Here is an 18,883-nt window from a genome sequence, read left to right as displayed (position 1 = left end):
CGACAGTGCTTCCGTGGGCGGTGCCGGAAGGCGGGCGCCGGCCGCCCGGCCGGCCAGGCCCGCTGGAGCGCGGTGCGGTACTCCGGACCGGGCCGCCGGGCGAACGTGTGTCCAGCGTTCCGTGCCGCGCTGATGTGACACTGATACCGGGCTGATCGGATCCGGCCACAGGAGAGCTGATCCCCCGAGGGCCGGGCCGTGCTTCCTCCGCTCAGGCCGCAGCGGTCCGGCCCTCGCGGAGCCGGACGTCGAGCGCCTGGACGATGTCGTCCGCGGCACGCGCCACGTCCTTGTCGTCGGGAGCTCCGATGATGGCCATGAGCTGCCCGACCATGGCCTGCTGAAGGGCTTCGGTGGTCATGGCCCCGGTGCCGTCGGGGGCTGTGGTCCCGTTGCTGTCACTCACTGTTCCGGTTCTCCTCTTCGTGTGTGGGCGGCGGTGTGCTGATGGTGCGTCAGAAGGCTTTGCAGGCACGGAAGACGTGCGCGAAGCCGGCCAGCGAGGCGTTCGGCCGGTCGAAGGCGACGTACTCAGGGATGAGCTCGTCAGGGGCCCATTTCTGCTTGTACGAAAGCTGGGTCTGCGCCGGGTAGAGAGCTGCCCCCTCGGCCCACAGCGCGTGCATCAGCCACTGGAACGCCGGGCTGTGGCCATCGAGTTCATGGCTCGCGTCGAGTCCGGTGAACGGCGTGAACCCGAAGTGCAGCCATTCCACGCCCTCGGCGCGGAACACCTCGATGGCGTGCGCGTTGATGGCTTCCATCAGTCCCGGAGAACCCTCGGGCACACGACGGCTCAGGTCGTGCATCCAGCCGGCCCGGCCGCCGTAGACGGGTGAGTACGAGATGTACGCCACCGGGGCGCCGTCGATGGTGCCGGCGAACAGCCTGCGCTGCGCCTGCGGTTCGCCGCCGATCTGGCCCACCAGGAACTCGAGTTGGTGCGCGCCGCCCTTGGAGCCGAGCCAGGCCTCGTCGATCGTCGCTATCGCACCCTGCCAGTCGTCGGCGGTGACCTCCTTGATCACGAGGCCGTTGCGGTGCGCTCGGGAGATCTTGTTGCGCAGCTGCATGAAGCGGGTACCGCGCAGCGAGAACTCCGGAAGCCTCACGGCCCAGGAGGCACCCACCTGGTTGACGGTGAAGCCGTGCCGGGCATAACGCTCGGCGTCGGCACGCTGGAGCTGCACGCCGACGAGCTCCAGCCCCTCGTCCTTCACGTACTGGCGGAAGCCGTCGAGGAGGGTGTCGCAGGCGTCGGGTGCGGCGAAGGGGCCGCCGAACTGGACCGCGTAACCGCCGGTGCGGCGGTAGACGACGACGCCGTCGGTGCCGGGAGCGGTGAAGGTGCTGTTGCCGCTGTTGAGCGCCAGGAACGCGCTGGCGTTCTCGCTCTGGGTGTGCGTCCGGATCGCCTCGAAAACCGAGGTGTCCGCAGTGGTTGCGGGCATGCCCGTACCCCTTTCGGAAGGTGTTTCTTTTGGTGCGAGTAGAGCACCGACGCCATACCGAGGGGAAGACCGGAAAGGAACTCGACGGCCACGTCAGGAGGATGTCAGCGTCTTATCAGACCCCCCTGCCAATGTTGTTCTCGTGAACGGCACGGGAAACCGGAAGCCGGGAACGAGGAGAGGTGCCCGGAGCGGCTTATCGGGGACCGAGAGAACATCTTGAGGTCGGGCGTCAAAACCCACGCAGGTTCGAATCCTGCCCTCTCCGCGACACGGCCGGCACCCCCGGCCACCGTCACCACCAGGAGAGGTGCCCGGAGCGGCTTATCGGGGACCGAGAGAACATCTTGAGGTCGGGCGTCAAAACCCACGCAGGTTCGAATCCTGCCCTCTCCGCCCTATCGAGTCCGGTTGTTGCCGGCCGCTGGAATTCGCGTTGTTCCAGAATTCAGGCCGACCCGAATACCGGCTCGCAGTCACGGCGGCCCGGCCGCCCGCGCCCCTGTCCCTGTGGCGCCCCGGCCTCCGGCCGCCGATGGAGCCGCCGATCCCCCGTACCGGCGGAGCAGCCACCCCGACGGGCCGCCACCGCGCGGCCCGTCGGGGTGGCTGCATCCAGCCTCCTCCCCCGGTTCACCCGCGCGCCTCGCACAACCGCCCGGGCGCCCCCTCTTGCCGTCCTCCGGCAACAGCTTCAACAGAAAAATACCTTCTCAAAGGAATTATTCTGTGGAAGGATGCATGCGGGAGGAAGCTCCAGGGTTGATCCGGAAGACCCCGGAGATCGTCACGCGCCGGCCTCCGCGGCCCCAGGCCGCGGCTCCGACGGCCATGACGAGTCCCCCGCCCGTGTTCAGCCGTCTTCGCCGCCCGAACGCCAAGGGGGAAAACGCCATGCTGAGCTTCTCGATTCTCGGCGCACTACAGATCCGTACCTCATTAGGCCCTGCGGAGATCTCCGGTGATCTCCAGCGGACCCTTGTCCAGACGCTCCTCGTGAACGAGGGGCAGTCCATCTCCGGCGAGAGCCTCGTCGAGGAGATGTGGGGCGAGTCGGTCCCGGACAACCAGGCGAACGCCCTGCAGGCGCACATCAGCCGCCTGCGCCGGAAACTGAAGAGCCTGGAGCCCGACCGGGTTCCCTCCCGGGTCACCATTCATCCCTCCGGTTACCGGCTCACCGTCAACGAAGGCGAACTGGACGCCGCCGAGTTCACCAAGATCGTCCGACAGGCGGAGGTCGCCGCTGTCGACGATCCGGCCGCCACCGCCCGCCTGCTCGGAAACGCCCTCGCGATGTGGCGCGGCCCCGTCTTCGGTGACTTCACCGGCGGCACCCTGTGCCAGCTGGCCTGCGGCCGTTACGAGGAGCACCGCATGCGGGCCATGGAACTCCGCTTCGATGCCGAGCTTCGCCTGCGGAACCACGCGGCCGTACTCGCCGAACTGCACGACGCCCATACCAACCACCCCCTGCGGGAACGCTTCTGCGAGCAGCTGATGATCGCCCTCTACCGCTCGGGCCGCCAGGCCGACGCACTGAATGTCTACCGCCGGATGTGGCAGCACCTCTCGGACGAACTCGGCATCGAGCCCTCGCCCTCGCTCCGTCGCGTGGAGAACGCGATTCTCTCGCATGACCCGTCCCTCGCGTGCGACGCCCCGGCGTCGGTCGTACTCCAGCCGGCGTGAGCCCACCCCGTCCGCCGGCCGTGTAAGCCGGCCGTCAGCGTCCGGTCAGCCCGTATTGCGACGATCGCCACGAACGACGAACCCGTACATGAGCAGTCCCCCATACATTCGGAGACCCCCATGACCACGAGTCAGACCTCTGCCCGCCCGGCGGACACCGCCGGACGCGTGGCGGCTGCGCGCCCGCTGCGCATGTTCCTCGCGCTCGACGCCGCCGTGACCGCCGGGAACGGCCTCATCTACCTGCTCTTCGCCGGCCCCGTCGGCGACCTGCTCGGCCTGGACACCGGGCTGCTGCGCGGCATCGGAGCGTTCCTCACCGTGTACGGCATCCTCGTGGCCGCCCTGGCCACCCGCCCGGTGCCGGCGGCCGGTCCCACCAAGGTGGTCATCGAGGCCAACCTGCTGTGGGCGGTCGCGAGCGTGGCCACTGCCGTCTTCGGCTGGTTCGATCCGGACACCGTGGGCACCGTCTGGATCCTGATGCAGGCCGCCGTCGTCGGAGGCTTCGCCGTTCTGCAGATCAACGGTCTGCGCCGGCTCGGCAGCTGACCCTACGACACGGCTCTCGAAGCGCCTCGTCACCGTACGGCGCTATCGGGGCCACCCACTATCGGCAGGGGGAGACATGCGGTTCCACGTCGCGGAGCTGGCCGGAATCCGGGAGCGGGTGCACGCGGGCCCGAGCGAGAAGGCCACCGCCGCACAGAAGGCCAAGGGCAAGCTCACCGCCCGGGAACGGATCGGCCTGCTTCTCGACGAGGGCTCGTTCCAGGAGGTCGAGCCCCTGCGCCGGCACCGGGCGACCGGCTTCGGCCTGGAGGCCAAACGGCCGTACACGGACGGAGTCATCACCGGCTGGGGCACCGTGAAGGGCCGCCCCGTCTTCGTCTACGCGCACGATTTCCGCATCTTCGGCGGGGCTCTCGGCGAGGCCCACGCCTCCAAGATCCACAAGATCATGGACCTGGCCATGTCGGCGGGCGCCCCGCTCGTGTCCCTCAATGACGGCGCGGGCGCCCGTATCCAGGAAGGTGTCACCGCCCTGGCCGGCTACGGCGGGATCTTCCGCCGCAACACCAAGGCGTCCGGGGTCATTCCCCAGATCAGCGTGATGCTCGGCCCGTGCGCGGGCGGTGCGGCGTACTCGCCCGCTCTGACGGACTTCGTGTTCATGGTCCGGGAGACCTCGCAGATGTTCATCACGGGTCCGGACGTGGTCAGGACCGTGACGGGCGAGGAGATCACCCAGAACGGCCTCGGGGGCGCCGACGTGCACGCCGAAACCAGCGGCGTGTGCCACTTCGCCTACGACGACGAGGAGACCTGCCTGGAGGAGGTGCGGTACCTGCTCTCCCTGCTGCCGGGCAACAACCGCGAGACACCGCCCGCCGTGCCGGTCGACGACCCGCCGGACCGGCTCTGCGAGGCCCTCGTCGACCTGGTCCCGGTGGACGGCAACCGCCCGTACGACATGCGGCAGGTGATCGAGGAGATCGTCGACGACGGTGAGTACCTGGAGGTCCACGAACGCTGGGCCACCAACATCATCTGCGCGCTGACCAGGCTCGGCGGCCAGGTGGTGGGCATCGTCGCCAACCAGCCCCTGTCTCTCGCCGGTGTCCTGGACATCGAGGCGAGCGAGAAGGCGGCACGGTTCGTGCAGCTGTGCGACGCCTTCAGCATCCCGCTCGTGACGCTGCTCGACGTGCCCGGGTTCCTGCCGGGTGTCGACCAGGAACACGGCGGCATCATCCGGCACGGGGCCAAGCTGCTGTACGCGTACTGCGACGCGACCGTGCCACGCATATCGCTGATCCTCCGGAAGGCGTACGGAGGTGCGTACATCGTCATGGACAGCCAGTCCATCGGCGCCGATCTCACCTACGCGTGGCCGACGAACGAGATCGCGGTGATGGGCGCGGAGGGCGCGGCCAACGTGATCTTCCGCCGTCGGATAGCCGAGGCGGAGGACCCCGAGGCCGAACGTGCCGAACTGGTCAAGGCGTACAAGGCGGAGCTGATGCACCCGTACTACGCGGCCGAGCGCGGCCTGGTGGACGACGTCATCGACCCCGCCCGGACCCGCGAGGTGCTGATCAGCTCACTGGCGATGCTGCGGACCAAGCACGTCGACCGTCCGGCCCGCAAACACGGCAATCCCCCTCAGTGACGGAGGCCCCCGCATGACCACCCCCCTGTCCACGTCCTGCATACGCATCGAGAAGGGTGCGGTGACACCCGAGGAACTCGCCGCCCTCACGGTTCTCTTCCTCGCCCGGGCCCCCCGGACCACCCCCGGAGCCGAACCCGACCGCTCCGGCTCGACCACCGTCTGGCGCCCCGACCTCTTCCACGCCCCCCACAGCTGGCAGGCCCCGTGAGGGACCTCAGGCATCCGGCCGCCCCCGGCACGGGCGACGACGTTCCCGTCGTGACCCGTGCGCCCGGGGGCGGCCGGGTGTCCGGGCACCGAGGCCCTGCGCCGTTCGAGCTGCCGGCCCGCCGGCGGCCGAGCCGGCAGAAGGGTGACGTCACCCGGATGGCCCCGGGCGCCTCCACTCTTTCGAAGACGGGCCGGGCCGTGACGAGCGCACCGGAGAGGGGAGGAATCCCGGCCGCCACGCGGCCGGGGTCCCTCGATGCGGTGGGTGCCGGTCAGCAGGTGGAACCGCCCCCGCCGTGAACACCGCTCACCCGTGTGCCCGCAGACCGCACCACATCCCGGTCGTGGTGGATCGGGAAGGTCAGCGTCGCAGGGTGAGGACGCCCGGCCGCCACGGCAGCCGGTTGTACTCACCGCCCGCGTCGGGGGCCTTGCCCTGGTAGAGGAACTGCAGGTTGCACGGGTCGATGGTCATGGTCTGGTCGGGGTTGTTGCGGACCAGGTCACCATGGCTGATGTCGTTGGTCCAGGTGGCGCCGCTGTTGGCTTTGCCCGCGAAGGGGTTGCTCTCAGCGGCGGCCTGCGGAGTCCATGACCCGTTCAGGCTGGAGGCCGTGAAGGAGCGGAAGTAGCGCCCGTTCGCGCCCATCGCCTCGACGATCATGAGGTACTGGCTCCGGCCCTGGACCTTGTAGACCTGTACGCCCTCGAAGAGGTTCGCCTTCGTGTCACTCATGATCGTGGTGTACGACGAGCCGAAGTTGCCCGGGAAGTTCCCGATCGGCATGCTCGCCCGGTAGATCTTGCCGTTGTCACCGGCGAAGAACAGGTACATGTTCTGGCCGTCGGCGATCAGGGTCTGGTCGATCGGGCCGGTGTCGGAGCCGGAGATGCTCCCGGTGAACAGCGGCTGCGGGGAGGACCAGCCGTTGGGGTCGGTGGGGTCGCTCGACGTGCGGTAGATGAAGGGCCACGCACCCCACTGGTACGCCAGCACCCAGATCTTCTTGGGCGCGAAGTAGAACAGCGTGGGCGCCACCGCGGCCTGGCTCATCCCGGTCTGGCCGGCCGACGCCATGTCCGACCAGTTCGTGAAGGGACTGAACATCATCGAGCCGTACGACGATCCCGACACGTTCGACGCGTAGACCAGGTGCCTGCCGTTGTGCGTCACGGTGGTGAAGTCCTTCACCGCGGCCCACCCGTTCGCCGGCTGCGCCAGCACACCCGTCGACGTCCAGCGGTACGCCGACGGAAGAGAACACGTGCCGTCCGTCGGCGGCGTCCCGGTCAGGCCGGTCCACTTCTGGTTGCTGCCGCCGTTGCACGCCCCCAGTCGCACCGCCGTGCCGTTGGCCGTGCCGGCGCCCGCGACCTCCAGGCACAGCCCGGACTCCACGCCGACGACCGCACCGTCGGAGTTCACCCGCCACTGCTGGTTCGCACCGCCGGAACAGCTCCATATCTGCACCCGGGTACCGGCCGTGGTGGCATGGCCCGGAACATCCAGGCACTTGTCGCCGTACACGGTCAGCTGGTCGGCGTCCGTCAGCGTCCACTGCTGGTTGGTTCCGTTCCAGCAGTCGTGGATCTGCAGGTACGTGCCGTCGGTCCGGACGGCGCCCGGCACATCGAGGCACCGGTCCGAACCGACGCCGCGCAAGGCGCCGGTGGCGGCCGCCTGAGCCGGGGTGGCGACGAGCATCGCCGCCGACGCGGCCAGGGCCGCGACCACGGCGGTGAGCACCGCGGACGGATGCCTGCGGCTGAAACTTCCTCTGCGCATGGGGACTTCCTCAACCTTGGGTGGACGGTTCCGGTCGGCCTCCTCAGAGGTTGCCCGGACTGTCGGTGTGGTGCGGTGTGCAGCGGTCTGTGAGCACCACGGCAGACCGCTTGTGACCCGCCGGTCCTTTTCGGCCTTCTGAAGGACCGGTGGTGCCTGGCGCCTTCGGGGGCACGGACGCCCGGGGCGGAAGGCCGGACGGCCGAGCTCCCGAGTGGGGCGCCCGAAGAGAACGGCAGCAAAAATTGGCAAGGGCATGACATGAGCACACGGCACGACCCCCCGCGGCACCGCGTCCGGCCGGTGCGGCCCGAAGTCACCCTGCCACGCGACAGGGCAACTCAAGGTGTTCGTAATTTCGAACAAGGGTCGAAGTGTCGAGCAAGCTTCATGATAGGGAGCCGATGAACGACGTCAATACTTCTCGCATGTATCGCTATGGATGCCGAAACATTTGCGGGGCCCCGCGCGCGAAACCTCGCACGTCACACTGCCCCACGACCGAGGCGCACCACAGTCGGCGCCAGAGCAGAGGGGGCCGGCACGACCCGGACAGAAGAGAAGGCAAGCAAGCGGCGTCCGTACGCTCACCCTGATCCCGGCCCTACGGCATCCACCGCCACGGTGCCGGGCGAGACTCAGCTCATCGGAATTACGAAAGTTTCGAAGAAAAAACAGAAACTTTTTCTGCAATGAGTATTGACGATGCATCGTCAATACCTCAATCATTCCTGTCTGAGAAACCGGTTCCAGCTCGACACCCCGAACCACACCGGCCTTGGGCGGTCCGTGCCGCACGGCAGATGCACGCACAACTGCACTACAGACCCGCGCACCGAAGCACCCGCACCACCCCGTTTCGTCCCGGTGAGGTCCGCACCGGCGCATCCTGGCTCTTCACACAGTTGGAGAGGTATGCGACGCCCCGTGGCGGCCCCCCCGGCTGAGCCGCGATGGAGTACCCCGTGCCTGTGTCGAAGACCGTCCCGTCCCCTGACCGCGGTGCCCGGTGATCCCGTGCTGTCCGGGCCACGGCCCGTCCCGTCCCTCTGCCGGCAGGGGAGCGGACGACGCGATCCCCTGCGCTTCAGTCCTTCCGTGATCTCTACCTTGGAGGCACATCCATGGGCTCGTATGCCCTTCCCGGCCCCGTTGTCCGCCGGAAGATCCACGGCCTGCTGCTGGTGCTGATCGTCGGTGTCCTCGGTGCGGCCGCCGCACTGGTCGCGCCGCCGGGAGCACACGCCGCCGAGAGCACGCTCGGCGCCGCAGCGGCGCAGAGCGGCCGCTACTTCGGCACCGCCATCGCCTCGGGCAAGCTGGGCGATTCGACGTACACGACGATCGCAGGCCGTGAGTTCAACTCGGTGACGGCCGAGAACGAGATGAAGATCGACGCCACCGAACCGCAGCGGGGCCAGTTCAACTTCACCGCCGCCGATCGCGTCTACAACTGGGCGGTGCAGAACGGCAAGCAGGTGCGCGGCCACACCCTGGCCTGGCACTCCCAGCAGCCCGGCTGGATGCAGAGCCTCAGCGGAAGCACGCTGCGCCAGGCCATGATCGGCCACATCAACGGCGTGATGGCCCACTACAAGGGCAAGATCGCCCAGTGGGACGTCGTGAACGAGGCTTTCGCCGACGGCAGTTCGGGCGCCCGGCGGGACTCCAACCTGCAGCGCAGCGGCAACGACTGGATCGAGGTCGCCTTCCGCACCGCGCGTGCCGCCGATCCGGCCGCCAAGCTCTGCTACAACGACTACAACGTCGAGGACTGGACCTGGGCCAAGACCCAGGCCATGTATGCCATGGTCCGGGACTTCAAGCAGCGCGGTGTGCCGATCGACTGCGTCGGCTTCCAGTCGCACTTCAACAGCGGCAGCCCCTACAACAGCAACTTCCGCACCACCCTGCAGAACTTCGCCGCCCTCGGCGTCGACGTGGCCATCACCGAACTCGACATCCAGGGCGCCCCGGCCACGACCTACGCCAACGTGACCAACGACTGCCTGGCCGTCCCGCGCTGCCTCGGCATCACCGTCTGGGGCGTACGCGACACCGACTCCTGGCGATCCGAGCAGACGCCGCTGCTGTTCAACGGCGACGGCAGCAAGAAGTCCGCCTACACCGCCGTCCTCAACGCACTCAACGGCGGCTCCACCACGCCCCCTGCGGATTCCGGGCAGATCAAGGGCACCGGCTCGGGCCGCTGCCTGGACGTGCCCGGCACCAGCACCACCGACGGCACCCAGCTCCAGGTGTGGGACTGCCACAGCGGCACCAACCAGCAGTGGACGTACACCGACGCCGGTGAGCTCAAGGTCTACGGCAACAAGTGCCTGGACGCCGCCGGCACCGGCAACGGTGCCAAAGCCCAGATCTACAGCTGCTGGGGCGGTGACAACCAGAAATGGCGCCTCAACTCCGACGGGTCCATCGTCGGCGTCCAGTCCGGCCTCTGCCTCGACACCGTCGCAGGCGGCGCCTCCAACGGGACCCTGGTCCAGCTCTCCTCCTGCTCGAACAGCAGCAGCCAGCGCTGGACCCGCACCTGAGGGGACCTGCCGCAGCCGAAGGGGTGGACCGATGACGGCCTGGGGTGCGTCTCCCCCCACCCCTCCAGGAAGACATCGTTGATGGCCCCGGGCGCCGCCGTGGTGGCGGCGCCCCTGGCGATCGGCATGCTCACCGCGGTCGATCCGGCACCCGCCGAGGCGGCGAGGGTGGACACCGGCAACAAGGCGGTGGAGGTGCAGAGCGCCTCCACCGCCGACGGCGGCGACGTCGTCCGGTACGCCGACCGGGCCGGCGCCGGCCAGTGACAGGCGGTCGAACTGTCGTCCGGCGGCGGATGCGTGAGTACTCCGGTTCCGGCGAGCGGTACGCGCACAACACCGTCTCGACCGGAACCCCGCACCGCCGCCAGGCACTGGTCGTAGAGGTCCACCGGGTCGGGTCGTCCGTCGTGTCCGGCCCACAGCTCGGCCGCCGTGTCCGCGCAGGCGAAGACCGTCACCCTCACCCGGCGCCTGGCCACCCGACGCCAGGTCGTCCGGGTCGTCAGCCGGCTCACCGCCGAGGGGAGATGACGGCGGGCGGGGAAACCGTCCTCCTGGAGCGCCGTCCCGGCGCACGTCTCGCGATGACCACCGCGGTCGGCGGTGCCGCCGCCCCCGGGGTTCCCGCCGTGGGCGGCGCGGTCAGGTACGCAGCCAGACAGCGGTGTCCGGGGGGAGGGTGCCGTCCGCCGGCAGCTCGTCGCTGGCCAGCAGGACACCGGTGTGCGGCGGGAGGGGCACGGGGGCACCGGAGAGGTTGACGACGCAGAGGAGGTCCTCGGCGCGGGCGAAGGCCAGTACTCCCTCCGGCGACGGCAGCCATCCCATGGGGCCGTCGCCGAACCCGGTCTCGCGGCGGCGTAGTTCCAGCGCCGCGCGGTAGAGGCTGAGCATCGAGCCGGGGTCCGCCGCCTGCCGGTCGACGGCGTACCCGGCCCATTCCGCGGGCTGCGGCAGCCACGGTTCCGTACCCGTACCGGCGACGAATCCGTACGAAGGGGCCTCCGCCTCCCAGGGGAGGGGGACGCGGCAGCCGTCGCGGCCGGGGTCGACACCGCCGGAGCGGAAGTGCATGGGGTCCTGGATGCGGTCGCGGGGGATGTCGGCCTCCGGCAGGCCCAGTTCCTCACCCTGGTAGAGGTAGACGGAGCCGGGCAGGGCGAGGGTGAGGAGGGCGGCGGCTCGGGCCCGGCGAGTGCCGAGGGCCAGGTCGGACGGAGTACCGAAGCGCTTCTCGGCGAAGTCGAAACCCGTGTCGGCGCGACCGTACCGGGTGACGGTCCGCGTCACGTCGTGGTTGCACAGGACCCAGGTCGCCGGGGCGCCGACGGGGGCGTGTTCGGCGAGGGTGTCGTCGATGGTGCGGCGGAGCCGGTCCGGGTCCCACGGGCAGGAGAGGAAGTTGAAGTTGAAGGCGGTGTGCAGTTCGTCGGGGCGCAGGTAGCGGGCGAAGCGTTCGGCGTCGGGCAGCCAGACCTCGCCGACGAAGACGCCCCCGTACTCGTCGGCGATCGCGCGCCAGGAGCGGTAGACGTCGTGGATCTCGTCCTGGTCGATGTACGGGTGGGGGTCGACGCCTTCGACGAAGTCGCGGAGGCCGGGGTCCTTGGTGAGCAGGGCGGCGGAGTCGATGCGGACGCCGGCGACGCCGCGGCGGAACCAGAAGCGGAGCACGTCCTCGTGTTCGCGGCGGACGTCGGGGTGGGACCAGTTGAGGTCGGGCTGCTCGGGGGTGAAGAGGTGCAGGTACCACTCGCCGTCCGGCACCCGGGTCCAGGTGTTCCCCGAGAACTGCGACGGCCAGTCGTTGGGCGGGAGTTCACCGTTCGCGCCCCGGCCGGGCCGGAAGTGGAAGCGTTCCCGCTCGGGGCTGCCGGGGCCGGCGGCGAGCGCGGCCCGGAACCATGCGTGCTGGTCGGAGACGTGGTTGGGGACGATGTCGACGATGGCCCTGATGCCGAGTGCGGCGGCCTCGGCGATCAGCTTCTCAGCATCCTCAAGGGTGCCGAAGGCGGGGTCGATGGCGCGGTAGTCGGCGACGTCGTAGCCCCCGTCGACCAGCGGCGAGAGGTACCAGGGGGTGAACCAGACGGCGTCGACGCCGAGTTCGGCGAGGTAGGGCAGTCTCGCCCGGACGCCCGCGAGGTCCCCGGTGCCGTCGCCGTCGCCGTCGGCGAAACTGCGCGGGTACACCTGGTAGATGACGGCGTCGCGCCACCAGTCGTCGGTGCGGGGCGGATGAGGGGCTGCCACGGGGTGTTCCTTTCGGGCAGGGCGGTTCTTCGCCGCCGGCCCCGGTAGCGGGGCGGCAGGTGGGCCGGCGGCGAAGGCTTGTGGAGGTGCGGGCTCGTGGTCGGCGGGGGCTCGGGCCCGGTCAGCCCTTCAGGCCGCCGGCGGTGAGGCCGCTCATGATGTTCCGCTGGAAGATCAGGAAGATCAGCAGCGTGGGAAGGGAGGCGATGGTGAGGGCGGCGATCAGCACGTTGACCGGGACGCCGTTGGAGAGGGAGTAGATGCCGACGTTGAGCGTCTGCTTCGACGGGTCGGGCAGGGTGAGCATCGGCCAGAGGAAGTCCTTCCACACCCCCACGACCGCGAAGATCGACACGACGCCGAGGACGGGCCGGGAGACCGGCAGCACGATCGACCGCAGGATCCGCATGGACGAGGCCCCGTCCATCGAGGCGGCGTCGAGGAGCTCCTTCGGGATGGAGTCGAAGAAGCGTTTGAGCAGGAAGATGTTGAAGGCGTTGGTGACGGCCGGCAACCAGATCGCCCAGGGGGTGTTGAGGAGGTTGCGCTCGATGACCGGCACGTCGAGCACGGTGAGGTACTGCGGTACGACGAGTACGGTCGCCGGGATCATCAGCGTGGCCAGCATCATGCCGAGGATCGCCTTGCCGAGGACGGGCCGCAGTTTCGACAGCGAGTACGCGGCGGCCACGTCGAGGACGAGCTGGAAGACGAGTGCGCCGAAGGCGTAGTAGAGGGTGTTGGACAGCAGGGTGGCCAGGTCCATGACCTCCCAGGCCCGCGTGTAGTTCTCCGGCTCGAACGATTCGGGCACCAGGGTCGGCGGGGTGGCGATGACTTCCTGGGCGTCCTTGAACCCGCTGGAGACGAGCCAGTAGAGGGGGCCGAGGAAGACCAGGGTGAACAGGACGACGACGGCGGCGAAGACGCTCCAGTACAGGACCTTGCCGCGGGGCCTGGCGAGGGCGGCCGGCGAGATGAGTGTGCGTGTGGACATGGCTGGTCTCCGGTCCTACTCGTCCTCGGCGCGGCTGAGCTTGACGTACACCGCCGAGAACCCGGCCAGGAGTACGAGCAGGAGCAGGCCGAGCGCCGCCGCGGCACCGTAGTTGTTGAAGTTGAAGGCGTACTGGTAGATGAGGTGGACGACGGTCGTGGTCGATCCCTCGGGTCCGGCGCCGCCGGTGAGCAGGAACGGCTCCACGAAGACCTGCATCGTGGCGATGACCTGCATGAGCGCCATCAGCGACAGGATGAGCCGGGTCTGCGGGATGGTGACGTGCCAGATCTTGCGGAGCAGTCCCGCGCCGTCCAGTTCGGCCGCCTCGTACAGCTCGCCGGGGATGGACTGGAGCGCGGCGAGGTAGATCAGCGTGGCACCGCCCATGTTCATCCAGGTGGAGGCGATGACGACCGCGACCATCGAGATGTCCGGGTCCTGCAGCCACTGCTGCTCGGGCAGGCCGATCGCCGTGAACAGTTCGTTGAGCAGTCCGTAGCCGGGGTCGTAGAGGTACTTGAAGAGGAGGACCGAGGCGACCGGCGGGAGCATGACGGGCAGGTAGACGAGCAGCCGCAGGTAGCCCTGGCCGTGGTGGAACTCGTTGATGACGACCGCGACGAGGAAGGGCACCGCGAATCCGAGGACCAGCGCGAGCACGCTGAACAGTGCGGTGTTGCCCCAGGCCTGCCAGAAGGCCGGGTCGTTGACGACCGTGACGAGGTTGTCGAGTCCGACCCAGGTCGTCCGGCCGCCTTCGGTCTTCTGGAAGGCGAGGAGGAACTCCCGGACCATCGGGTACCAGGAGAAGACGCCGAAGCAGAGGACCGCACCGATGAGGAAGCCGTGGGCGGTGAGGTTGCGCCGCAGGCTCCTGGTGAACCGGCCGTCGGCCGGCCCGGGGCTCGTCTCGCGGGTCGGACCGGGGCGCGGCGGGGCCGCTTTGCTCGGGGTCAGGCTGGGGGCCGACATCGTCGCTCCTTGGTGCTGTCTTCCGGTTCGGGATCCAGATCGGGCGGGCGGGTGGAGTGGGGCCGGTCGTGTGGTGGGCGGCGGCCCCCGGGCGGGGGCGGGCGCCCGCCCCCTCCCCGTCCCGGTCACTGGTTGGCGAGGACCTGGTCGACCTGCGTTTCGGCGGTGGCGAGGAGCTTGTCGACGTCGGCGTCCTTGTTGGTGAGGAGGCCGGACATGACGGTGTCGAGGACCTTGTAGACCTCCTGCGCCTTCGGCGGCTCGGCCTTGCCCGCGACCGGGTTGTCCATGAAGGCCTTGAAGTTCTCGACCGGCATGGTGGCGTTGGCGACGCGGGCGGCGTCGTCCTTCGCCTTGGAGCCGTTCAGCCAGAAGTTGGGCTGCGGGATGCCCACGGGGAGGCCGTCGGCCTTGGTGCGGGCCCAGTCGAACTGCCCCTTGCCGACGGTGAGGTTCTTGAAGTTGAGCCAGGCGACGGCGGCCTTGATCTTGTCGCCGGATATCCCCTTCTTGATCATGTAGTTGTTGCCGCCGGCCAGCGTGTTCTTGCCGCCGGGTATCGGACCCATGCCGAAGTTCTCGTACTTCGCGCCCAACTGCTGGACCATGTACGCGATGTCGTCGGGGGCGGCGAGGAACATGCCGAGCTTGTCGGTGGCGATCTGCTTCTGGAGGTCACCCCACTGGAGCAACTGGGTCTTGCCCATGGAGTCGTCCTCCCAGCGCATGGCGTGGAGGTTCTTCGCGACCTGCTTGCCGATCTCGTTGTTGAACGCTGCCTTCTTGCCGCTCGCGTCGACGACCTCGCCGCCGACGCTGTACATCTGCGCGGTGAAGTGCCAGCCGCCGGTGTTGCCGGCGCTGTACTCGCCGAAGCCGGAGATGCCCTTGCCCAGGCCGGCGATCTTCTTGGCGGCGGCGCGGACCTCTTCCCAGGTGCGCGGCGGGGCGTCGGGGTCCAGGCCCGCGTCCTTGAAGAGCTTGCGGTTGATCAGCAGGCCCATGGTGTAGTTGCTGGTCGGCAGACCGTACAGCTTGCTGTCCTGCTTGAGGGAGTTCAGGACGTCCGGGTCGATGTCCTTCAGCGCCGGCACGGTCTTGTCGGTGACGTACGCGCTGATGTCCGTGGCGCCGTCCGCGTCGAGCACCTGCGGCAGGTCGGTGAAGTAGGTGTAGAAGACGTCCGGCTGGGACTTGGCCTTCAGCATGGCGGTGAAGCGCGGGGGCTCCAGGCACTGGCCCGGGGTGGAGCGGCCCTCGATGGTGACGTTCGGATACGTCTTGTTGAACGCGGCGACGTCCTCCTTCCACTCCTTCAGCTCGGCCGCCTTCGCCGTGGGCGGCATGCAGTCGATCGTGAGTGTCACCTTGGCCTTGGGGTCGAGCGGGGCCGACGGGTCGGAGGAACCGCTTTGCCCGGCTCCGTCACTGCCGTTGTCGCTGCTGCTGCTCGTACCGCAGGCTGCCAGCGCGGTCAGTGAGAGGACGGAGACGAGGGTGACTGCGGCGGTACGGCGGCTGCGGCGGAGCCTGGCACTTCTCATGGGTGGTCCCCTTCGGCCTGAACGTGGAGTTCGCCCCGTCGCCGGTGCGTTGCGGGGCGCGGCACACTCAATCACCACCAACAAGTGAACGCAATATCCCGCGCTGATTTCGTAATTGCCTGACAGTGACGCGTAACCCGACCGTGACGCGACCGCACCTGCACGACAGCACAGGCGCCCCGCCCCGGGGTGAGGCCACCGCCGGAAGCGGGCAGCGCGAAGCTCCCGCCGTCGGGGCGGGACGACAGGCCGGCGCAGGCCCGGTGGGAGGCCTGCGCCGGGGGTGCGCCTCCTCGGGACGGGCGGAGGCGCGCGGCTTACGGGTTGATGTTGATCTTGAACGTGGAGGTGTTGTTGCGGAGGTCGACGGCGTTGCCGCTCATCCGCAGCCGGTTGAAGGTGACCTCACCGACGGCGGGCCCCTGTCCGGCCTCGGGCATCTCGTTCGCCCAGAGGCCGGTACCGGACTTCGCGTCCCAGGCGTCGCCGCTCTTGCGCGCTCCGGTGATCGAGATGTCGGTGAAGACGGTGTCCTTGATCGGGAACTGCGGCTGCCCGCCGACGTGGTTCGTCTGGAACATGATGCCGCTGTAGGTGGGTTCGACGATGTCGACGTGGTTCACCCGGATGCCCTGGAACACCTTGGACGCGGAGAAGAGCCACATGCCGGGGAAGGTCTGGTTGCCCCAGAAGTGGCCGCCGGCCCGGACGATCGAGATGTTCTCCAGGGTCGTCGGCTCGGTTCCGAAGCCGTTCATCGCGTAGCCGAAGTCCAGCGACGAGATGGTGACGCCCGAGTAGACGAGCGTGTCGGCGATGTGGATGTTGCGGAAGGTGTTGCTGTAGCCGCCGTAGACGGCCACGCCCGCCGCACGCCAGGTCAGCGTGCTGGTGAGGTTCTCGTAGACGTTGTTCTTCATGTCGGCGCCACCGGCGTCGATCGCGGAGAACAGCGCGAAACTGTCGTCACCGGTCGCCCTGGCGTCGTTGTTGACGACGTGGTTGTCCGTGGAGCCGTTGGTCATGTTGACGCCGTCGGCGAACATGTTCCGGATACGCGAGTTCTTGATCGTGATCCGGTCGGTGTTGGCGCCCCAGTAGAGGCAGACCATGTGCTCGGTCCAGATGTTGTCGATGACCATGTCGCCGACGCCGGCGAAGTCGAAGACCTTGCCCGGGCCGTCGACACGCGAGGTGTAGTTGCCGAAGTAGGCGAAGTTGCGGAAGGACGAGCCCTTCGCCGCCGCCTCGGCCCGGAAGCCGACGTCGGTGTTGTTCTGGGCGGCGGGCGCGTGGAACTTGGTGTACCAGGGCCCCGCCCCGATGACCTGGACCGGCTTCCCGTACACCTGGAACTTGCTCGACGTCTGGTAGTCGCCGGGCGGCAGGTAGACGCCGACCAGCTTGCCGGTGGAGTCCATGCGCACCCTGTCGAGCGCGTTCTGGACGTCCTGCTGGCCGAAGCCGGCCGGGACGGCGTAGGCGGCGGTGTCGGGGTTGGCGACCGGGGCGGCCTGCTCCAGGTCGACGAAGTCGATCGCGTAGTTCGCGGCGCTGTTGGCGGCGTCCTTCTGGAGGCGGATCCTGCTGCCCGCAGGGACGGTCTCGCCGAGGAGCAGGTGCGCCTCGTCGTAGATGTGGCGCGGGCCGCCGGCCGACGGCGCGTTCCCGGGCATGGTCTCGGCGCCGTACAGCCAGGCGTACTTCGACGTCAGCGGCATCGCCTTCTTCAGGACGCCGTCGACGTAGACGTTGATCGTGGAGTCGATTCCGCCGCCACCCGGGGCGTCCGGGACGGAGAAGCGGGCGACCAGGGTGTTGGTGGCGGCGCGGGTGGTGAACTCGACGTACTCGCCGGTCGCGTCGAGGTTGACGGCCCTGCGGCCGGAGGCCTCGCCCGCGATGTCGCCGACGGTGCGGTTCGGGCCGAGGACCTGGGCCCCGCCACCGGCCGTGCCGTCCTCCGCCTCGTACGTGGTGTACGGCATGTTCGCGCCGCGGCCCACGAAGAGCGGCTGGCTGGAGGTGTTGTTCGCGCGCTTGACCGGCAGCTCGTCGGCGTCGTCCGCGATCACCGTCCTCACGGTGTACGAGCCGTTGACCGCCGTCCACGGGCCCAGGTCCACCTCGGCCGTGGCGCCGGGTGCGAGGGTCCCGTCGTACGCTCCGGTGAGGGTCCTGACCGTGGCGCCCGCGGAGTCGGTCAGGACCAGGGTCACCCCGTGACCGCCCGCCGCGCTCGCCTGCGTGCCCTGGTTCTTCACCACGAGCTTGAAGGTCACCGTGTCACCGGCGGCCGGGCTCGACGGCGAGGTCGTGAGGGAGGTCCCGACCAGGTCGGAGCTGGAGACCGGCTTGACCACGAGGGCCGTGTGGCTGGTGAAGGTGTTGTTGGTCTCGTTCTGCTCGATGATCGCGTCGGCCTCGTCCACGACCGCGCTGAGCTGGTACGAACCGGCCTCCCGCGCGCCGATGGAGGCGCTGACGGTGACCTGGGCCCCGGTGGCGAGGGCGCCGACCTGGGCGGTGGCGACCTTGGTGCCGCCCAGGCGCAGCGCGACGGCGCCGGCCGGCGCGGCCGCCGTGCCGCTGTTGCGGACGGTGGCGCTGACAGTGATCCGGTCCGACTCGACGGGAGCGGCCGGCGTCGTGGTCAGACCGGTCACCTCCAGGTCCGGGTTGGGCGCGGGCACACCCATGACCTGGAACTCCGCGAGCTGGCCGGCCGCGGAACCGGAGTTCGCCGTGAACCTCAGCCGCACCTCGGCGACGCGCGCGGTGACCGGCACGGTCACGGTGTTTCCGCCGGCCGGGTCGAAGGTGTGGCTCCTCGCGGCGGCCAGGCTCGTGAAGCCGGAGGCGTTCTGCTCGCGGCCGAGGACCTCGATGGTCTGGCTGCGCGCGGCCCAGGCGGTGTCCGGGCTGAGCTTCAGGACGAGCCGGTCGAGGTCGGCGTTGGAGCCGAGCTTGACGGTGAGGGTCTGGGGGTAGCTGCCGCCCGCGCCCTCCCAGTAGGTGCTCGTGCTGTTGTCGTTGGCGTTCGCCGCGACGAAGCTGTGGACCGTGGAGGACGCGCTGATCTCCTTGCCGACGGCGAGGTTGGACCCGGTCCCCACGGAGCCGTTACGGGTGACGGCGTTGCTGTCGGCCGACTGGTTGCCCGCCGCGTCCTTGGCCCGGACGCGGTACGTGACGGTGGTGGAGGCCGGCTGGGTGTCGGTGTAGGCGGTGACGTTCCCCG

The 18,883-nt window shown here is 69.1% G+C and carries 14 protein-coding genes and 2 pseudogenes; 8 read left to right on the top strand and 8 right to left on the bottom strand.

The annotated features are described in order from the left end of the window. Positions 1–211 precede the first annotated feature (211 nt). The gene (locus VN520_RS25715; protein ID WP_325749320.1) at positions 212–406 is read right to left on the bottom strand and encodes a hypothetical protein; all 195 of its coding nucleotides are present in this window, start codon (positions 404–406) and stop codon (positions 212–214) included. Between the two features lie 49 nt (positions 407–455). Beyond that, on the bottom strand, positions 456–1,451 hold the full coding sequence (locus tag VN520_RS25710) for a DUF2156 domain-containing protein (RefSeq protein WP_325749319.1): 996 nt from the start codon (positions 1,449–1,451) through the stop codon (positions 456–458). A 176-nt stretch (positions 1,452–1,627) separates the two neighbouring features. Between VN520_RS25710 and VN520_RS25705 the strand changes: the two are divergent. From VN520_RS25705 to VN520_RS25680, 6 genes and pseudogenes are all read left to right on the top strand, one after another. Beyond that, positions 1,628–1,719, top strand: a pseudogene (locus VN520_RS25705). 36 nt (positions 1,720–1,755) lie between these two features. Further along, a pseudogene (locus VN520_RS25700) lies at positions 1,756–1,847 on the top strand. Positions 1,848–2,345: 498 nt separating this feature from the next. Then, the gene (locus VN520_RS25695; protein WP_325749318.1) at positions 2,346–3,143 is read left to right on the top strand and encodes an AfsR/SARP family transcriptional regulator; all 798 of its coding nucleotides are present in this window, start codon (positions 2,346–2,348) and stop codon (positions 3,141–3,143) included. 120 nt (positions 3,144–3,263) lie between these two features. Beyond that, entirely contained in the window at positions 3,264–3,695 is a 432-nt protein-coding gene (locus VN520_RS25690; protein ID WP_325749317.1) for a hypothetical protein, read from the top strand. A 76-nt stretch (positions 3,696–3,771) separates the two neighbouring features. Then, positions 3,772–5,316, top strand: a complete 1,545-nt coding sequence (locus VN520_RS25685; protein ID WP_325749316.1) for an acyl-CoA carboxylase subunit beta — start codon at positions 3,772–3,774, stop codon at positions 5,314–5,316. Between the two features lie 13 nt (positions 5,317–5,329). Then, positions 5,330–5,527 (top strand): acyl-CoA carboxylase subunit epsilon, encoded by a 198-nt coding sequence (locus VN520_RS25680; RefSeq protein ID WP_325749315.1) that lies wholly within the window; start codon positions 5,330–5,332, stop codon positions 5,525–5,527. 363 nt (positions 5,528–5,890) lie between these two features. On the opposite strand, the gene VN520_RS25675 is transcribed toward VN520_RS25680, so the two are convergent. After that, positions 5,891–7,315: a non-reducing end alpha-L-arabinofuranosidase family hydrolase gene (locus VN520_RS25675; RefSeq protein ID WP_325749314.1), complete on the bottom strand. Its 1,425-nt coding sequence runs from the start codon at positions 7,313–7,315 to the stop codon at positions 5,891–5,893. Between the two features lie 1,124 nt (positions 7,316–8,439). Here VN520_RS25675 and VN520_RS25670 point away from each other — a divergent pair. Beyond that, on the top strand, positions 8,440–9,870 hold the full coding sequence (locus tag VN520_RS25670; protein WP_325749313.1) for an endo-1,4-beta-xylanase: 1,431 nt from the start codon (positions 8,440–8,442) through the stop codon (positions 9,868–9,870). Positions 9,871–9,951: 81 nt separating this feature from the next. Beyond that, positions 9,952–10,137, top strand: a complete 186-nt coding sequence (locus VN520_RS25665; protein WP_325749312.1) for a hypothetical protein — start codon at positions 9,952–9,954, stop codon at positions 10,135–10,137. A 378-nt stretch (positions 10,138–10,515) separates the two neighbouring features. Here VN520_RS25665 and VN520_RS25660 read toward each other — a convergent pair whose 3' ends face one another. The 5 genes from VN520_RS25660 to VN520_RS25640 form a co-directional block, all read right to left on the bottom strand. Further along, positions 10,516–12,126 (bottom strand): glycoside hydrolase family 13 protein, encoded by a 1,611-nt coding sequence (locus VN520_RS25660; protein ID WP_325749311.1) that lies wholly within the window; start codon positions 12,124–12,126, stop codon positions 10,516–10,518. A gap of 121 nt (positions 12,127–12,247) precedes the next feature. Beyond that, positions 12,248–13,123: a carbohydrate ABC transporter permease gene (locus VN520_RS25655; protein WP_325749310.1), complete on the bottom strand. Its 876-nt coding sequence runs from the start codon at positions 13,121–13,123 to the stop codon at positions 12,248–12,250. Between the two features lie 15 nt (positions 13,124–13,138). Further along, positions 13,139–14,098, bottom strand: a complete 960-nt coding sequence (locus VN520_RS25650) for a sugar ABC transporter permease (RefSeq protein ID WP_325749309.1) — start codon at positions 14,096–14,098, stop codon at positions 13,139–13,141. 125 nt (positions 14,099–14,223) lie between these two features. Next, on the bottom strand, positions 14,224–15,642 hold the full coding sequence (locus VN520_RS25645) for an extracellular solute-binding protein (RefSeq protein ID WP_325749308.1): 1,419 nt from the start codon (positions 15,640–15,642) through the stop codon (positions 14,224–14,226). A gap of 317 nt (positions 15,643–15,959) precedes the next feature. Next, on the bottom strand, positions 15,960–18,883 hold a 2,924-nt coding region (locus VN520_RS25640), incomplete at its 5' end, for a CARDB domain-containing protein (protein WP_325749307.1).

Origin of the sequence: Streptomyces sp. (genome assembly GCF_035563135.1) — a bacterium.
GTDB lineage: Bacteria > Actinomycetota > Actinomycetes > Streptomycetales > Streptomycetaceae > Streptomyces.
This window is presented reverse-complemented; position numbering and strand designations above follow the sequence as displayed.